Consider the following 15,950-nt stretch of genomic DNA (forward strand, 5'->3'; position numbering starts at 1 on the left):
TGCTCGGTTTCGTGTTTAAGCTTATGCTTTTGATGAATTTTATTATTGTTATCCAAGGCTCAGACTCTGCCTTACTAATGCTGTATTGACTTAAAAGAACACCGAGAAAGGTGATGACATGAAGATCCAAGTCGGTCGAAATGAATTGTTGGGGGCGCTCCAGTCGGTGATCGGCGTTGTCGAGCGTCGGCAGACTCTGCCGGTGTTGGGCAACTTTCTGCTCGATGTGTCCGAAGACGTGCTGACCGTCATCGGCACCGATCTCGAGATGGAACTAATCGGTCGCGCCCGTGTGCAGAACCTCGCGCCAGGCCGTACGACGGTTCCGGCGCGGAAGCTGTTCGACATCTGCCGCGGTCTGCCAGAGGGCGCCGAGGTGACGCTGGAGGCGGCGGCGGACAAAGTCACGGTTCGTTCGGGCAAGAGCCGTTTCACGCTGTCCTCGCTGAAGGCCGACGAGTTTCCGGCGATGGGTCAGGCCGCCGGCGGTGTTGCGGTAACGCTGAAGCGCGCCGAGTTGAAACTGTTGCTGGATCGCACGCAGTTCGCGATGGCGCAGCAGGACGTCCGCTACTACCTCAACGGTTTGTTGATCGATGTGTCGCCGAAGAGACTGCGCGCGGTAGCGACCGATGGCCACCGGCTGGCTTTCAGTGAGCTCAGCCGCGATACCGGCGTTACCGAATCGGTGCAGGCGATTCTGCCGCGCAAATCGATCATCGAACTCAGTCGCCTGCTCGACAATACCGATGAGGAAGTGTCGCTGGTTATCGCGCCGGGACAGGCGATGATCGACATCGATACGGTCAAGCTGACCACCAAGACGATCGATGGCCGATTCCCGGATTACGAGCGGGTGATCCCGGAGAACGGCGACAAGCGCGTGATCGCCGATCGCGAGATGTTGCGTAGAGCTTTGGCGCGTACCGCGATCCTGTCCAACGAGAAATTCCGTGGCGTGCGCCTGCTGCTCGAAGCCGGCGTGCTGAAACTGCAGACACATAATCCCGAGCACGAAGAAGCTGAGGAAGAAATCGAGGTTGCTTACGGCGGCGCGGCGATGGAAATTGGTTTCAACGTGAACTATTTGCTGGATGCGCTCGGCGTAATGACGGCTCAGGAAATCAGCCTGGAATTGAAGAATGCGGAGTCCAGCGGCCTTCTGCATGAGGCAGGAGATACCTCGAGCAAGTACGTGATCATGCCGATGCGGCTCTGATCGGCCGTCGATGCATATCCGTCAGGCGCGGGGCGAGAACCTGCGCCTGTACCAAAAGTTCGAGCTACAGGCGAACCCGCGGCTCAATCTGATTTTGGGTCCCAACGCGGCGGGCAAGACGAGCTTACTGGAAGGTTTGTATCTGCTCGGGCGCGCCAAGAGTTTCAGGACCAGCGAGTCGGCGGAGATACTCGGTCCTTACGGATCGTCGTGGAGTCTATTTGCCGAAGTTGAGAACGAGGATCAGGTGGATAGGCTGGGTGTGGGTTGGAATGGCTCCGAGCAGGAGCAGCGGCTCAACGGCGAGAAAGCTAGAACGTCTGCATTACCCAAAACTCTGGCCCTGCAACTGATCGATCCGGTCGGACATCGGTTGGTCGAAGAAGGGCCGGGCTACCGCCGCAGCTATCTGGATTGGGGAGTGTTCCACGTGGAACCTTCTTTTTACGCCGCCTGGCAACGTTACCAACGCTGCCTCCGACAGAGAAACCAGGCGTTGAGACAGAACTTACCGAAAGCGGCGATCAGCGCTTGGGATGAGGAGTTGAGCGTTTCCGCAGAGCAGGTTAGCGAAAGCCGGCGCCGCCATGCGGAAGCTCTGGGTCAGCACCTTGGCGAGTGGGTGGAGACCTTGTTGGGAATATCGGATACCCGGGTCGAGTTCTTGCAGGGCTGGTCAACCGATATCGGTTATCGGAAATTGCTCGAGGACCAGCTTCCGCAACATCGCCGGTTGGGCGGAACCACTCAGGGGCCGCACCGCGCCGAGCTTAAGCTGTGGCTGGCGGGACAGAGGGCGAAGGGGCGTGTATCGAGAGGCCAGCAAAAGCTGCTCGTTGCGGCCTTGGTACTGGCACAATGTGCAATTCTGATAGCCGCCGGGAAGCCACCGCCGGTGATCCTGATCGATGATTTCGGAGCGGAGCTGTCGCTCGCCTATCAGCAGCGTTTCGTCCGGGCGCTAAACGATTATCCAGGGCAAATTTTCATTACGGCTTTCGAGCTGCCGGCTGTGCTGCAAAAGCTGCCGCTGTCGATGTTCCACGTGGAACATGGGAGCCTGACCAAAGTTGAATACGAGTAAAGAATTGATGACGACGCCAGAAAACGAGCAGGTCTACGACGCCTCCAGCATCCGTGTACTCAAAGGCCTGGAGGCGGTCCGCCAACGCCCTGGCATGTATATCGGCGACACCGACGACGGCACCGGCCTGCACCACATGGTGTTCGAAGTCGTCGACAACGCGATTGACGAGGCCCTGGCAGGCTACTGCACCGAGGTTTCGGTCACGCTGTTCGGTGACGGCAGCGTCGGAGTGACCGACAACGGCCGGGGTATCCCGACCGAAATCATGCCCGAGGAAGGCCGTTCGGCGGCCGAGGTCATCATGACCATCCTGCATGCCGGCGGTAAGTTTGGCGGCAGCGGCTACAAGGTCTCTGGCGGCCTGCACGGAGTCGGCGTATCCGTGGTCAACGCACTGTCCGAGAAACTCCTGCTCGATATCTATCGTGGCGGCCGCCACTACCAGCAGGAATACCGCATGGGCGAACCCCAGGCGCCGCTGGCTGAGACCGGAACCACCGATAAGCGCGGCACGGCGGTGCGGTTCTACCCGAGCGGTACCATCTTCACCAAGCTCGAATTCCACTATGAAATTCTGGCTCGTCGTTTGCGCGAACTGTCGTTTCTCAATTCCGGCGTTCGCATTGTTTTAAAAGAAGAAGCGAGCTCCCGGGAAGACGTCTTCGAGTACAAGGGCGGCATCGGCGCCTTCGTCGAATACCTCAACAAGAGCAAGTCGCCGATTCACGATCAGGTGGTCTACCTGATCGCCGAACTCGACAACGTGATCGTCGAGGCGGCACTGCAGTGGAACGACTCGTATACCGAGAACGTCTTCTGCTTCACCAACAATATCCCGCAGCGGGATGGCGGCTCGCACCTCACCGGCTTCCGTAACGCGCTGACGCGGACGCTCGGCGACCATCTGGAAAGCACCGGCCTGATCAAGAAAGAAAAGATCCAGATGGCCGGCGACGACACTCGCGAAGGTCTGACGGCGGTGTTGTCGGTCAAGATCCGTGACCCGAAGTTCTCCTCGCAAACCAAGGAGAAACTGGTTTCGTCCGAAGTCACGCCGGTGGTGTCGACCGTGGTCGGAGACAAGCTGAAGGACTTTCTGCTCGAGCATCCCAAGGCGGCAAAGGCGATTGCCGAGAAAGTCGTTGAAGCCGCCAGCGCCCGCGAAGCCGCGCGCAAGGCCAAGGAACTCAACCGCCGCAAATCGGTGCTCGATATCGCCGGCCTGCCGGGCAAGCTCGCCGATTGCCAGGAGAAGGATCCGGCCAAGTCCGAGATTTTCCTGGTCGAGGGCGACTCCGCCGGCGGATCGGCCAAGCAGGGCCGCGACCGGCATTTCCAGGCGATCTTGCCGTTGAAAGGCAAAATCCTGAACGTCGAAAAGGCGCGTATCGAGAAGATGCTGTCGTCGGCCGAAGTCGGCACCTTGATCATCGCGCTGGGCTGCGGTATCGGCAAGGACGAGCTCAAGCCGGAAAAGCTGCGCTATCACCGCATCATCATCATGACCGACGCCGACGTCGACGGTGCTCATATCCGCACCTTGCTGCTGACCTTTTTCTACCGCCACATGTACGTGCTGATCGAGCGCGGCTACGTGTATATCGCGCAGCCGCCGCTGTACAAGGTCAAGAGCGGCAAGCATGAAACCTATGTGAAGGACGACGCGGCGATGGCAGTCTGGCTGCAGGCGACCGCGCTCAGCGACGCCAGGCTCAAGCTCGCCGACGGTACGGTGTGGCCGGAAGACCGGCTGCGCCAGCTGATGCGCGAATACAACGACGTCGAGATGACGCTGGAGCGGCTCTCACGCCGCTACGACGGCCATCTGCTGCAGACGCTCTGGCACCAGCCGCCCGCTCCGCTCGAGCTTGCCGCGCTGCAGACCTGGGCCAACTCGTACCGGGATGCGCTCAATGTCGACGCGACCAAGGGTACTCACCGCGTCAGCCCGCGGATCAGCGAAGACGGGCGCTCGCTGCTGGTCGAGCGTCGTCTGCATGGGCTGGAATACAGTTTCGCGCTGGGCACCGACTTCTTCGACAGCGCCGACTACCAGCGCATCTCCGGTACGCGCGCCGCGCTGTTGGCCGACACGCTGAGCGGCGCAATCGTCTCCCGCGGTGAACGCTCCTCCACCGTCAACCACTTCGACGCCGCCTACGCCTGGCTGCTATCCGAAGCGCGGCGCGGCCTCGGTGTGCAGCGCTACAAGGGTCTGGGCGAGATGAACCCGAATCAGCTGTGGGAAACCACCCTGGACCCGACCCAGCGCCGCCTGGTCCAAGTCAGAGTCGAGGACGCGATTGGGGCCGATCAGATTTTCACTACCCTGATGGGCGAACAGGTCGAACCGCGCCGTGAGTTCATCGAGAAGCACGCGCTGCTGGCCGGCAATCTCGATGTGTGATTAAGTCTCGCTATTTATAAATAAAGGCAAGACTTGATAACGGGTGGCGCTACTTCTTGATCCAGGCGCCGCCCGCGTCCTGGTAGTACCAGCCCAGCTTCGCGCGCGCGATCCAACGGGTCGCGAACACGTTGCGGATCTGTGCTTCCCATTGCGCTTGTCCGTTAGCCAACGCGATCTCGCGGTACAGGGCGGCACGATCGGCGTTCTCGTTGGCCACCAGCGCGCGGATGCCGTTGCGCTCGGACAGCGCAACACCGGCCGCGTCGCGCATGGCGACGTAGCCATCCGCGGTCAGGCCAACCGCGCCACTGTCGAGCAAAGGTTCCAACAACGGAAAACGTGCTTCCATCGAGCCGCTCAAGCGCTTGACCTCGGGAGAAGTCACCTCGATGTTCGGCTCGGCGGCCGCAGCGGCGGGCAGCAGAAAGGCGCCCAGCGCGGCCCAGCAAGAGATCGATGCCGGAATGCCGATCGAGCCGCTGTGTTCGGGTGCGGTCGCCGGAGTCGCCGGCACCGCTCCACGCCAAACGTCGTCGATGATCTTGTCCGCGGCTTTCTCGGCGGCAGCGGCCGGAAAATAGACATTGATCGTCACGCAAGCCGCGAGCATCGCCATCAACGCGGCGGCGCTGACCACGGACAGAGTCACAGCGGCTTTCTGATTGCGTCTCATGGCAGATCTCGGTCGATGGCGTCAGCTCAGAGTATAGGCGGCGGCCCTACCGGGTCTGAACGCGCTAGCGAACCTCCACGCCTTCGGTTCCCCTGATCGCGAGCAGCTGGGCGAGGAAGCGATCCCAGTCGACCCGGCGCTCATAGCCGATCACGTCGATGCGCGGCAGCAGCCGTCCTTTGACCAGGACATAGCCTCCGTTCTTGGCAGGCTCGACGCCGTCCATTGCGCAGATGCCGTTTTCAAGACGGCAACTCCAGCCGACGCGTTCGTAGGCAAAGTCCTCGAAAAAGCGCAGCACGCCGCGTTGCAGAATCCCGCTGGGACCACCGCCCAGCGACGACAGATTGTCGATCGCGCGCTGCGATATCCGGTGTCGTGAGCGATCATCCTTCGGCGTATAAATGCGCGCGTCGAACGCAACCGGCCGCCAGCTCAGCAGCCGCAGCTCATCGACATCGCCCGACAAGCGACCCTCGATCCGTCCGAACGAGAATGCCTGCGTAATCGCCTTCAAATCGAGATTGCGCAAGCGCAGATTGGCCAGCACTCGCGGCAGCCGCCCGAACACTTCCGGCATGCGCAGATCCTCGATGCTGATCTCGCCGTCGAAGGCTTTCACCAACAGCCTGCCGTCGAAAGCGAGTTCATTGTCGTGAATGGCGACGCCGGGTATGCGGCCGGAAATCTCGCCGCCGAATTCCGGCCAGCCCAGCGCCTTGCACAGCGCGGCCAGATTGATCGGCTCGATCGTCGCGGCAAAGCGCGCGAGCAGTTTCGCCGAGCCGATGTCATGCAGCTCCAGCGCATCCACGACAACGGCGCCGCCAAGGATCGGTAGCCGTGGCGCTTGCAGCAGCGAAAAATCCCGGCCTTGCGCGACGGCCTTGATCGAGGCCGCGCCGATCGGAAGATCGCCGTACTGCATGCCGCGCCAGCTCAAGCCCGACGGCTCCGCGGGAGCTGAAGACAGCCAGTGCAGCTCACCGGCAAGCCCGTCGACCTGCACCGCCGGCGTGCCGGCTTTCAAACCGATATCGTCGAGCTTGATGGCCGCTGATGTGGGCCTGTTCGCGAGCAAGCCTAGCCTCGCATCTGCGAACCCGGCTCCTTCAAGATCCTGCCAGCGTCCGCCGGCCAGGAAGGGCGCTGCGTATTGCGGCAACAGCGCGTCGAGACGAGCGCGCTCGATGCGCAGGTCGCCGGTGAAGCTCGGCGCTGTAGATAGACCAGCGACGGAGCCGAGCAACAGAAAACGATCGAAGACGCCGCGCTGCCGAGCATCGAAGCTCAATGAGCGAATCGCATCAGGCCACAGCGCGCCATCGGCGACGTCGAACTGCAAGCGAGCCGTGGCGTTCAGCGGTGCGCCGGCCAGATCAACGAACACCGGCTCGACGTAGGCCTGGCCGGCGGACGAAGAAAGTTCGAATTCCAAGTCGGCGTTCCCGCGTCGAAGCGCGAACGTCCCCTGTGCCAGCAGATTGAGCTTCTCGGCCGCATAACGGCCTGAGTTCTCACTGAACGATGCCGAGGAAAGCCGCGCAATGTAGGAGCTGACCCAGGTTCCGGCGCGGCTACGCTCGAGCTTCACCTGCAAGGTGGCGGAGCCGGTCAGCTGCGGTTTCAGCACGGACTTCAGGCGAAGCAGCAGTTTGCCGGTCGCAGCGAGGTCGATGTGCTCGGCATCGATCCGAGCCGCGATCCACCACGACGCATCGCGCGCCACGTGCAGGTCGAAGTTGCCGGTGACCGGGCCGCTGAGTCTGCTCGTTGCAGCGGCCCGCCCTTCGCTGCAGCTCGCGACCTTGGCATCGCTGCCGAGATCACAGGACACCTGCACATCGCTCAGCGGTGCCGGTAGCGCGGCACCCTCGATGTGCCCTACCCGAAGTTCGATGCTGGCCACCGCGCCAGCGGCGCTGCAGTACAGCAGCGCGCAGCAGGCGGTCGCCCATTTCACACCAGGCGCTCGCGCAGAAACACGCCGATCGCCTCGATCTCGTCTTCGCAGACTTCATGCTGCATCGGATACTCGTTCCAGCCGACGCCGTAGCCGCTGGCGAGCAGACGATCGCGGCTCCAGCTGCCGAGTTCCAATGGCAGTACCGGATCGTATAGCCCGTGCTGCATCAGGATCGCGATACTGCGATTGGCGGCGCTGCCCTCAACGTCGAGCGTCGATTCCATTGGCAGATAGGTCGATAGCGCCAGCAGCCCGGCCAGCGGCTTGGGATAGCGCAGCGCCGTATGCAGTGCGACGGCGCCGCCTTGCGAGAAGCCCGCGAGCAGGATGCGCTCGCTGGGGACACCGGCGGCGATCTGCCCGGCGATCAGCGCGTCAATGCGGGTCTGTGCACGGCGGATGCCCTCGACGTCCTGCGCGCCCTGGCGATCCAGCGACACGATGTCGAACCACGAGCGCATTGGCATCCCGCCGTTCAAGCTCACCGGCATCACCGCCGCGTGCGGGAAGATGAAGCGCCAGGCGCGGCCGTTCCCCGGCATTAGCGCCGGGACCAGCGGCACGAAATCGTGGCCGTCGGCGCCCAGGCCATGCAGCCAGATGATCGCCGCTGTCGCCGCGGTGGTGGGCTCCAGTACGACACGGTCTACGGTTTCGATTTTCTTCATGTGTTGTGGTTTTCCAGGTCCTTATCCGATGACAGCTCGATTGTCGAAGCCGCGCCAGGGGCAGGCAAGCCGGCGCGGCGTTAAACTGCTGCGACGTTCCTGGCCGGCATCGCCCGATATGTCGCAATCACCTGTGCTGCTGATCGCTGCTTCCCTGTTGTTGCTGCTGACCGCCTGCGGCCAGTCCGGCGATCTGGTGTTGCCGGATCGCAAGCCGACGCCGAAAGCGACCAAGGCGACCAAACCGGTACCGCCGGTGCCGGCGGTGCAGCCACCGAGTCCGACAGCGGCGCCCGGCGGCGATGCGGTACCGGGCCCGACCGAAGACCCGTCGCAGAAAAAAGACGGCAGCGTGACGCAGCCTTAGCCGTCCCGGTACGTTCTAAAAAACCACTTTCAACGGACCAGCAGAACAAACGTGGATCACTTTCAGTATCGCGAAGGCGAGTTGTACGCCGAAGACTTGCCGTTGTCGCGTATCGCGGCCGAACATGGCACGCCAACCTATGTCTATTCGCGCGCCACGCTCGAGCGCCATTACCGCGCGTTCGACAGCGCGCTCGCCTCGGTGCCGCATCAGGTCTGCTACGCGGTGAAGGCCAATTCCAATATCGCGGTATTGCAAGTGCTGGCCCGGCTCGGCAGTGGCTTCGACATCGTCTCCGGCGGCGAACTGCTGCGCGTGCTGCGCGCCGGCGGTGATCCGGCAAAAGTCGTGTTCAGCGGCGTCGGCAAGACCGAAGCGGAACTGCTGCTGGCGCTGGAACACGGCGTCGGCTGCTTCAATGTCGAGTCCGAAGCCGAGTTGCTGTTGCTCGATGAACTCGCGCAGCGCAGCGGACGCATCGCATCGATTGCACTGCGCGTGAATCCCGATGTCGACGCCAAGACGCATCCGTATATTTCCACCGGGCTCAAGCAGAACAAGTTCGGTGTCGATCTGATCACCGCCGAGCGCCTGTACCGCGACGCAGCGACGCGCAAGGGTCTGCGCGTGATCGGCATCGCCAGTCACATCGGCTCGCAGCTGCTCGATGTATCGCCGTATCTGGACGCGCTCGATCGCGTGCTGACGCTGGTCGACAGGCTCGCGGCCCAGGGCATCAAGCTCGATCATCTCGATGTCGGTGGTGGACTCGGCGTGCGTTATCGCGACGAGAAAGTCACCGAGCCCGCAGCCTGGGCGGCGGCGTTTCTGCCCAAGCTCGCCGGCCGTTCGCTGAAGATCTACACCGAACCCGGCCGCGCGATCGCCGGCAACGCCGGCGTGCTGCTGACGCGCGTGCTGCTGTTGAAGTCGGCCGAAGAAAAACGCTTCGCCATCGTCGACGCGGCGATGAACGATCTGCTGCGCCCCGCGCTGTACCAGGCCTGGATGGACATCGTTGCCGTCAGCCAACAAGACCGGGCGCCGGCAATCTACGACATCGTCGGCCCGATCTGCGAAACCGGCGACTGGATCGGCCGCGACCGCGAACTCGCCATCGCCGCTGGCGATCTGCTCGCGGTGCGCACCGCGGGCGCCTACGGCTTCGTGATGAGTTCCAACTACAACACGCGTGGACGCGCGGCCGAAATCATGGTCGACGGTGCGCACGCCGTCGTCGTGCGCAAGCGCGAGACTTTCGAGGATCTGATCCGCGGCGAGCGTCTGCTCGAGCCCGACTCAGAGCGGCGGCAGGACGCGTAATGACGAACGAAGCGGCAGCGAAAACCGAGCCGGTGCATCCGCTGGTTCTGATCGACGGATCGAGCTGGCTGTTCCGTGCTTTCCATGCGCTGCCGCCGCTGAGCAATTCACGCGGCGAGCCGACCGGCGCCGTCTACGGCATGGGCAATATGCTCAAGCGTTTGCAGCGCGAATACGCGCCGCAACGCATTTGCGTGGTGTTCGATCCGAAAGGCCCGACATTCCGCAACGAACTCTACGAGCAGTACAAGGCGAACCGTACCGAGACGCCGCCGGAACTGTCGGCGCAGTATGCCGACGTTCTGGCGCTGATCGCGGGTCTGGGCCTGCCGATGATCACCGTCGACGGCGTCGAGGCCGACGACGTCATCGGCACGCTCGCTGTGGCCGGGCGCGCACAAGGACTCGATGTGTTGCTGGTGACCAGCGACAAGGACATGGCCCAGCTGGTCGACGAGCGCACGCACATGCTCGACACGATGAAGAACCTGCGCATCGATCGCGAAGGCGTGATCGCGAAATTCGGCGTGCCGCCGGAACGCATCATCGATTACCTGGCCCTGGTCGGCGACACCTCCGACAACATCCCCGGCGTCGATGGCTGCGGCCCCAAGACCGCCGCGAAATGGATCGCCGAATACGGCTCGGTCGAGGAGATCATCCGTCGCGCCGACGAAGTCAAAGGCAAGATCGGCGAGAAGCTGCGTGCCTCGCTGCCCGTACTGCCGCTGGCTTACCAGCTCGCAACGATCCGCTGCGACGTGCCACTGCCGCTGACGATCGATGCCCTGGTGCCTGGCCCGCGCGACGATGCCGCGCTGATCGCGCTGTACCGCAAACTCGAATTCCACCGCTGGCGCGAAGAACTGGAAGTTGGCGCGCCGGCAACGCCCGAGCAGACCGACAGCGCCGCAGCGGAAACCTCGGCGCCGGTTGCTGTCGCCGCGAGCACCGGGATCGCCGACCTCGTCGAGCCGTCAGCGCCGACGCAGGTCGAAACGGTGATGGACGCCGAAGCGCTGGACCGGCTGGTTGCCGCGCTCGAGTCGGCGGATCTGATCTGCTTCGACACCGAAACCGACGACCTCGACGCCAACCAGGCCGGCCTCGTCGGCCTGGCTTTCGCCACGGAATGCGGCACCGGCTGGTACGTGCCGCTTGCACACAACTATCTCGGCGCGCCAGACCAGTTGCCGATGGCCGAGGTGATCGCGCGCGTCAAACCTTTTCTCGAAGATCCGGCCCGGCCGAAAGTCGCGCAGCACGGCAAGTACGACATCAACGTGCTGGTGCGTCACGGTATCGACGTCGCCGGCCTGGCCTACGACACGATGCTCGAAAGCTACGTGCTCGACGCCGCCGGCAACCGCCACGACATGGACACGCTGGCCGAGAAATACCTGAACCACCGCACGATCCATTTCGAGGACGTCGCCGGCAAGGGCAAGAACCAGATCACCTTCAACCAGGTGTCGATCGACAAGGCCGCGCCGTATTCGGCCGAAGATGCCGACATCACGCTGCGCCTGCATCGGACACTGTTTCCGCGCGTGCAGGAAGTCGGATCGCTGCTGACTGTGTTCGAACACATCGAAATGCCGCTGGTGCCGGTACTGGCGCGTATCGAGCGCCGCGGCGTGTTCGTCGACGTGCCGCTGCTGAAACGCATCAGTGTCGAACTCGCCGGCCGCATGGACGAGCTGCAGAAGCAGGCGCATGCGCTGGCCGAAGGCGAATTCAATCTCGGATCGCCGAAGCAGTTGCAGGTTTTGCTGTACGACAAATTCAAGCTGCCGGTGCTGGCGAAGACGCCCAAGGGCGATCCATCGACCGCGGAAGACACGCTGGAAGAACTCGCGTTGCAGCACCCGCTGCCGCGGCTGATTCTCGACTGGCGCGCGATGCAGAAGCTGCGCTCGACTTACGCCGATCAGCTGCCGGCGGCGGTGAACCCGCTCACTCACCGCATCCATACCAGCTACCACCAGGCGGTCGCGGCGACCGGCCGTCTGTCTTCGTCGGATCCGAACCTGCAGAACATCCCGGTGCGCACAGCCGAGGGCCGGCGCATCCGGCAGGCTTTCGTCGCCGAGCCCGGCAATGCACTGCTGTCGGTCGACTACTCGCAGATCGAGCTGCGGCTGATGGCGCATTTCTCAGAGGACGAGCGGCTGCAGCAGGCGTTTCGCAGCGGCCTCGACGTGCATCAGGCCACCGCTGCCGAGGTCTTCGGCTTGGCGCTGGAGGAAGTCGGGCCCGACCAGCGCCGCGCCGCCAAGGCGATCAACTTCGGCCTGATCTACGGCATGTCGGCTTTCGGTCTGGCCCGACAGCTGGCGATCGGCCGCAGCGAGGCGGCGGAATACATCGAACGCTTTTTCGGCCGCTATCCCGGCGTCAAACGCTTCATGGACGGCACCCGCGAAGCCGCGCGCTCGCGCGGCTATGTCGAAACCCTGTTCGGCCGCCGGCTATACCTTCCCAACATTAATGCCCGCAACCTGGGCCTGCGTCAGTACGCGGAGCGCACCGCGATCAATGCGCCGCTGCAGGGCACGGCGGCCGATCTGATCAAGACCACGATGATCGATTTGCAGCACTGGCTGGACGCCCATGCGCCGTCGGTGCAGATGATCATGCAGGTCCACGACGAACTGGTGTTCGAAGGCCCGGACGCCGCGATCCGCGAATTCGCGCCGCAGATTGCCGACCGCATGTGCCGTGCGGCCGAGATCGCTGTGCCGCTGGTGGCCGATTACGGCATAGCCGGGAACTGGGACCAGGCCCATCAGGCCAGCGGTCACGCCAGCTCCGAAAGCCCGGCGCTGAACGCCGCTTAGACGCTGCGCCGTTCGTCGGCCCCGGGCTGCCGCCGGTACCCGATAAACAAAATTTAACTTAAATAAAAAATAGTTCAATATCAAAGATATACACGTGCTCCATTAGCTTATGGAGGCCGCTGTACACGCAAATACAAAATACGTCGTGAACTTTCCACGCGACTCTCTCTCTAATCCCCTGAGTGTGGACCTCTCCCTTCCCACACTCCCCGCCGTCACTCCCTCGGCGGGTCCGGTTTCCCCCAAGCCGGAGCTTGTTGCCCCGCGAGTCTCCCCCCGGCTCGCGGGGCTTTTTCTTTTTAGAAGGCGTTTCACTTCAGCAGCTGAAAACGCGCTTCCAAAAGATAGTTATCAAGCCCTAGCCCGCCAGCTCCACTCCGGCTTCGCTGGCCAGCAGCCCGGCCAGCTTGGCCCGCGCCTCGTCCAGGCCTTGATGGCTGCTCGACGAGAACAGTTGCACGCTCGCCGAGCTGCCCATGTCTTTCAAGCCTTTCCGGGTCGCCAGCAGTACGTTCTTGGACGCGCCATAACCGAGCTTGTCGGCCTTGGTCAGCAGGATGTGGCAGTTGCGCCGCGCGCCGACTGCCCAGGCCAGCATCTGCTGGTCGTAGTCAGTCAGCGGGTGGCGGCAATCCATGACCAGGAACAGGCCGCGCAGGTTGATCCGCTGTTCGACGTAGCCACCGACCAGCCGGCCCCAGCTTTTGCGCATAGGCTCGGGGACGGAGGCATAGCCGTAGCCCGGGAGATCGGCCAGGCGCGAGGCGTCGCCGAGGCCGAACAGGTTGATCAACTGGGTGCGGCCCGGTGTCTTGGACACGCGCGCCAGGCCGTGACGGCCGCATACCGCGTTGAGCGCACTGGACTTGCCGGCGTTCGAGCGGCCAGCGAAAGCGACCTCCGGCAGGTCGTCGTCGGGCAACTGGGTGAGCTGGGCGCAGGAAAGAAGAAACTGCGCCTGGGAAAAGGGATTCTGCATAGACCAACCGGAGTGTAGAGAAGTGTAGAATTACGCCGCCAAATTATCTGGTTAGCGCTGCCACCGCCACTTGGCGGTTTGCGCGGCGCACCAGCAGCCAATTGCACCGGGAGCCTCGTTCGATGAAACGCCTTTTTCTGGCGGTGATGTTTGCCGCACCTGTGGTCGTGGGTCTCGCCGGGCCCTTCGCCGTGCAGGCCGAAGAAGCCGCCGCCAAGGACCCCTTCACCCAGGGCGACGCAACTGCCGGAGCAACCAAGGCGACTCCTTGCGTGGCCTGCCATGGCGCCGGTGGCAACAGCGCGATGCCGGTCTGGCCGAACCTGGCCAGCCAGGGCTCGAGCTACATCCTGCATCAGCTCAAGGCTTTCAAATCCGGCGAGCGCAAGAATCCGATCATGGCCGCACAGGCGGCCAATCTGTCGGATGCCGACATGGCCGACATCGCCGCCTACATGAGCCTCCAGAAAGTGCGCCCGGGCCTGGCCAGCAAGGACGCGGTTGCGCTCGCCGAGCCGATTTTCCGCGGTGGTGATGCCACGCGCGGCATCCCCGCCTGCGCCAGCTGCCACGGCCCCAAGGGCGCCGGCAATCCGGCGGCCGCTTATCCGCGCATTGGTGCGCAGCACGATCAGTACGTAGCGGCCTCGCTGACCGCCTACAAGGCCGGGGAACGCGGCGCAGGTGCACAGGGTCAGATGATGCAGGCGGTCGCGTCCAAGCTTACGGATCAGGAGATCCAGGCGCTGGCTTCCTACGTCAACGGCCTGCAGTAAGGGCTCCCCGCCTCCTACCGGAACCGATCCATGCGCGTCTTCCTGCGGTCGCTCGTCGCCTGCCTGAGCTTTGCCACATTCGCCTGCACGGCAGCCGATGCCACCGATTACAAGGAAGGCGAACAGTATAAAGAGGTGCGCGAGAAGCAACCGGTGCCGGACAAGAAACGTGTCCAGGTCGAAGAGATCTTCTGGTATGGCTGCCAGCACTGCTTCCATTTCGATCCGTCGATCGAAGCCTGGAAGAAGACCAAAGCCGGCGACGTTGATTTCGTGCGCATCCCGAACAGCCTCGGCCGGCCCGAGGGTGTGGTTCACCAGAAGGCGTTCTACACCGCCGAGGCCCTCGGCATCGGCGACAAGATCCACGTGCCGCTGTTCAACGGCATCCACGAGCAGCATCTGCCGCTGTATACCCAGGACGCGATCCGCACGTTCTTCAACCAGCAGACCGGCATCATGCCGGACCTGTTCGACGCGACTTTCACCGGCTTCGCCGTCGACAGCCGCGTGCGCCGCGCCGACGGCCTGATGAAGGCCTACGGCATCTCCAGCGTTCCGGCGATCGTCGTCGGCGGCAAATACACGACCAACGCGAGCATGGCCGGCAATTTCGAGGGCATGATCAAGGTCACCGACTTCCTGATCGACAAGGTTCGTCAAGAACAGAAGAAGTAAGCCATCGCCCGGCGCATGATCAGCCCGTTGCGAAGACTGATCGCGATCGAGAAAGCCCGGCTCATCGCCGGGCTTTTTAATTGTTTGGTGGGGGGTTTGACGGTGAGTCTGATGGCGGACGAGGCGGTGGCCGCTGCGACGCCGCTGAGCTCCGCTGACCAGGCCTGCGAACAGTTGGGCGCGCGCCTGCAGAGCATCCAGGTGGCCGACTGCAAGCGCCTGCAGCTGATCGCTGGCGCCGGCGCCAGCCGCGAGGGGCGGCCGATGCTCTACCGCGATTTTCCGCCGTCACGCCGGCCGCACCGGCCAAGCCGCGTGCTGCTGATCGGCGGTATTCACGGCGACGAGTTATCGGCGGTCAGCATCGTGTTCCAGTGGATGCGCAAGCTCGAGCAAGAGCGTCTGCAGCCGTTCTACTGGCGGGTGATACCGAGCGCCAACCCGGACGGGCTGTTCGCGGAACCGGCCAGCCGAGTCAATCGCGGCGGTGTCGATCTGAACCGCAATTTCCCGAGCGCCGACTGGGATCGCCGCGCGCTGGCGTACTGGCGGGCCAAGACGCAGGCCGATCCGCGGCGCTACCCGGGCAAGGCGGCCTTGTCCGAGCCGGAGACGCGCTGGCTCGCAGAACAGATCGGCGAGTTCAAACCCGATGCGATTGTGTCGGTGCACGCGCCCTACGGCGTGCTCGACTACGACGGCCCGCCCGATCCGCCGCAGCGTTTCGGCTATCTGCGCCTGCATCCGCTGGGTACGTATCCGGGATCGCTGGGCAACTACGCCGGTATCGACCTGGGGCTGCCGGTGATCACGCTGGAACTGCCGCATGCCGGCGCGATGCCAACGCCGGCGCAGTCGCAGCGCATCTGGTCGGACATGATCGGCTGGCTGCAGCAGAACCTGCCGACCGGTGAACCGCCCTTGTACCGGCAGCCCGACGACAGCCTGTGGCTCAATCGCTGAA

General features: G+C 63.3%; 13 protein-coding genes. 9 read left to right on the forward strand and 4 right to left on the reverse strand.

The genetic code is table 11. The features are described 5' to 3' along the window. The first annotated feature begins 118 nt into the window (after positions 1-118). The 3 genes from dnaN to gyrB are packed head-to-tail and all read left to right on the forward strand — an operon-like array spanning position 119 to position 4,713. Positions 119-1,219 (forward strand): DNA polymerase III subunit beta, encoded by a 1,101-nt coding sequence (dnaN, locus tag JWQ90_RS03510; RefSeq protein WP_299689479.1) that lies wholly within the window; start codon positions 119-121, stop codon positions 1,217-1,219. 10 nt (positions 1,220-1,229) lie between these two features. After that, a complete protein-coding gene (recF, locus tag JWQ90_RS03515) occupies positions 1,230-2,303 on the forward strand; it encodes a DNA replication/repair protein RecF (protein ID WP_299689482.1) in 1,074 nt (357 codons plus the stop codon). Positions 2,304-2,310: 7 nt separating this feature from the next. Continuing rightward, positions 2,311-4,713 (forward strand): DNA topoisomerase (ATP-hydrolyzing) subunit B, encoded by a 2,403-nt coding sequence (gyrB, locus tag JWQ90_RS03520; protein WP_299689484.1) that lies wholly within the window; start codon positions 2,311-2,313, stop codon positions 4,711-4,713. Positions 4,714-4,762: 49 nt separating this feature from the next. Here the strand turns inward: gyrB and JWQ90_RS03525 are convergent, their stop codons facing one another. The 3 genes from JWQ90_RS03525 to JWQ90_RS03535 all read right to left on the reverse strand — a co-directional run bounded on the left by JWQ90_RS03525 (position 4,763) and on the right by JWQ90_RS03535 (position 8,023). Next, positions 4,763-5,389 (reverse strand): YdbL family protein, encoded by a 627-nt coding sequence (locus tag JWQ90_RS03525; RefSeq protein WP_299689487.1) that lies wholly within the window; start codon positions 5,387-5,389, stop codon positions 4,763-4,765. 64 nt (positions 5,390-5,453) lie between these two features. Further along, positions 5,454-7,352, reverse strand: coding sequence for a hypothetical protein (locus tag JWQ90_RS03530; protein ID WP_299689490.1), 1,899 nt, complete (start codon positions 7,350-7,352; stop codon positions 5,454-5,456). Further along, complete coding sequence (locus JWQ90_RS03535) at positions 7,349-8,023, reverse strand: carboxylesterase (protein WP_299689493.1); 675 nt, start codon at positions 8,021-8,023, stop codon at positions 7,349-7,351. The genes JWQ90_RS03530 and JWQ90_RS03535 overlap by 4 nt, the downstream gene beginning before the upstream one ends. A 118-nt stretch (positions 8,024-8,141) precedes the next feature. Here JWQ90_RS03535 and JWQ90_RS03540 point away from each other — a divergent pair, with 118 nt between their 5' ends. The 3 genes from JWQ90_RS03540 to polA are packed head-to-tail and all read left to right on the forward strand — an operon-like array spanning position 8,142 to position 12,553. Further along, entirely contained in the window at positions 8,142-8,390 is a 249-nt protein-coding gene (locus JWQ90_RS03540; protein ID WP_299689496.1) for a lipoprotein, read from the forward strand. A 51-nt stretch (positions 8,391-8,441) separates the two neighbouring features. Continuing rightward, the gene (gene lysA / locus JWQ90_RS03545) at positions 8,442-9,713 is read left to right on the forward strand and encodes a diaminopimelate decarboxylase (protein WP_299689499.1); all 1,272 of its coding nucleotides are present in this window, start codon (positions 8,442-8,444) and stop codon (positions 9,711-9,713) included. Continuing rightward, on the forward strand, positions 9,713-12,553 hold the full coding sequence (gene polA, locus JWQ90_RS03550; protein WP_299689502.1) for a DNA polymerase I: 2,841 nt from the start codon (positions 9,713-9,715) through the stop codon (positions 12,551-12,553). Before lysA ends, polA begins: the two co-directional genes overlap by 1 nt. A 358-nt stretch (positions 12,554-12,911) precedes the next feature. On the opposite strand, the gene yihA is transcribed toward polA, so the two are convergent. Further along, complete coding sequence (gene yihA, locus JWQ90_RS03555) at positions 12,912-13,532, reverse strand: ribosome biogenesis GTP-binding protein YihA/YsxC (protein ID WP_299689505.1); 621 nt, start codon at positions 13,530-13,532, stop codon at positions 12,912-12,914. A 122-nt stretch (positions 13,533-13,654) separates the two neighbouring features. Between yihA and JWQ90_RS03560 the strand changes: the two genes are divergently transcribed. The 3 genes from JWQ90_RS03560 (at position 13,655) to JWQ90_RS03570 (ending at position 15,949) form a co-directional block, all read left to right on the forward strand. Then, the gene (locus JWQ90_RS03560) at positions 13,655-14,308 is read left to right on the forward strand and encodes a c-type cytochrome (RefSeq protein ID WP_299689507.1); all 654 of its coding nucleotides are present in this window, start codon (positions 13,655-13,657) and stop codon (positions 14,306-14,308) included. A gap of 30 nt (positions 14,309-14,338) precedes the next feature. Next, positions 14,339-14,986 (forward strand): thiol:disulfide interchange protein DsbA/DsbL, encoded by a 648-nt coding sequence (locus tag JWQ90_RS03565; protein WP_299689510.1) that lies wholly within the window; start codon positions 14,339-14,341, stop codon positions 14,984-14,986. A gap of 111 nt (positions 14,987-15,097) precedes the next feature. Then, positions 15,098-15,949: a M14 family murein peptide amidase A gene (locus tag JWQ90_RS03570; protein ID WP_299689599.1), complete on the forward strand. Its 852-nt coding sequence runs from the start codon at positions 15,098-15,100 to the stop codon at positions 15,947-15,949. The last annotated feature ends 1 nt before the right edge of the window (position 15,950 follow it).

The sequence above is a fragment of the Hydrocarboniphaga sp. genome (genome assembly GCF_028291725.1).
Classification (GTDB): domain Bacteria; phylum Pseudomonadota; class Gammaproteobacteria; order Nevskiales; family Nevskiaceae; genus Hydrocarboniphaga.

Excerpts from the sequence above, each read along its gene's own strand:
- yihA (WP_299689505.1), bottom strand. The coding sequence starts at position 13,532 with ATGCAGAATCCCTTTTCCCAGGCGCAGTTTCTTCTTTCCTGCGCCCAG.
- JWQ90_RS03560 (WP_299689507.1), top strand. The coding sequence starts at position 13,655 with ATGAAACGCCTTTTTCTGGCGGTGATGTTTGCCGCACCTGTGGTCGTG.
- JWQ90_RS03535 (WP_299689493.1), bottom strand. The coding sequence starts at position 8,023 with ATGAAGAAAATCGAAACCGTAGACCGTGTCGTACTGGAGCCCACCACC.
- recF (WP_299689482.1), top strand. The coding sequence starts at position 1,230 with ATGCATATCCGTCAGGCGCGGGGCGAGAACCTGCGCCTGTACCAAAAG.
- dnaN (WP_299689479.1), top strand. The coding sequence starts at position 119 with ATGAAGATCCAAGTCGGTCGAAATGAATTGTTGGGGGCGCTCCAGTCG.
- JWQ90_RS03540 (WP_299689496.1), top strand. The coding sequence starts at position 8,142 with ATGTCGCAATCACCTGTGCTGCTGATCGCTGCTTCCCTGTTGTTGCTG.
- gyrB (WP_299689484.1), top strand. The coding sequence starts at position 2,311 with ATGACGACGCCAGAAAACGAGCAGGTCTACGACGCCTCCAGCATCCGT.
- JWQ90_RS03565 (WP_299689510.1), top strand. The coding sequence starts at position 14,339 with ATGCGCGTCTTCCTGCGGTCGCTCGTCGCCTGCCTGAGCTTTGCCACA.
- JWQ90_RS03525 (WP_299689487.1), bottom strand. The coding sequence starts at position 5,389 with ATGAGACGCAATCAGAAAGCCGCTGTGACTCTGTCCGTGGTCAGCGCC.
- JWQ90_RS03570 (WP_299689599.1), top strand. The coding sequence starts at position 15,098 with ATGGCGGACGAGGCGGTGGCCGCTGCGACGCCGCTGAGCTCCGCTGAC.
- polA (WP_299689502.1), top strand. The coding sequence starts at position 9,713 with ATGACGAACGAAGCGGCAGCGAAAACCGAGCCGGTGCATCCGCTGGTT.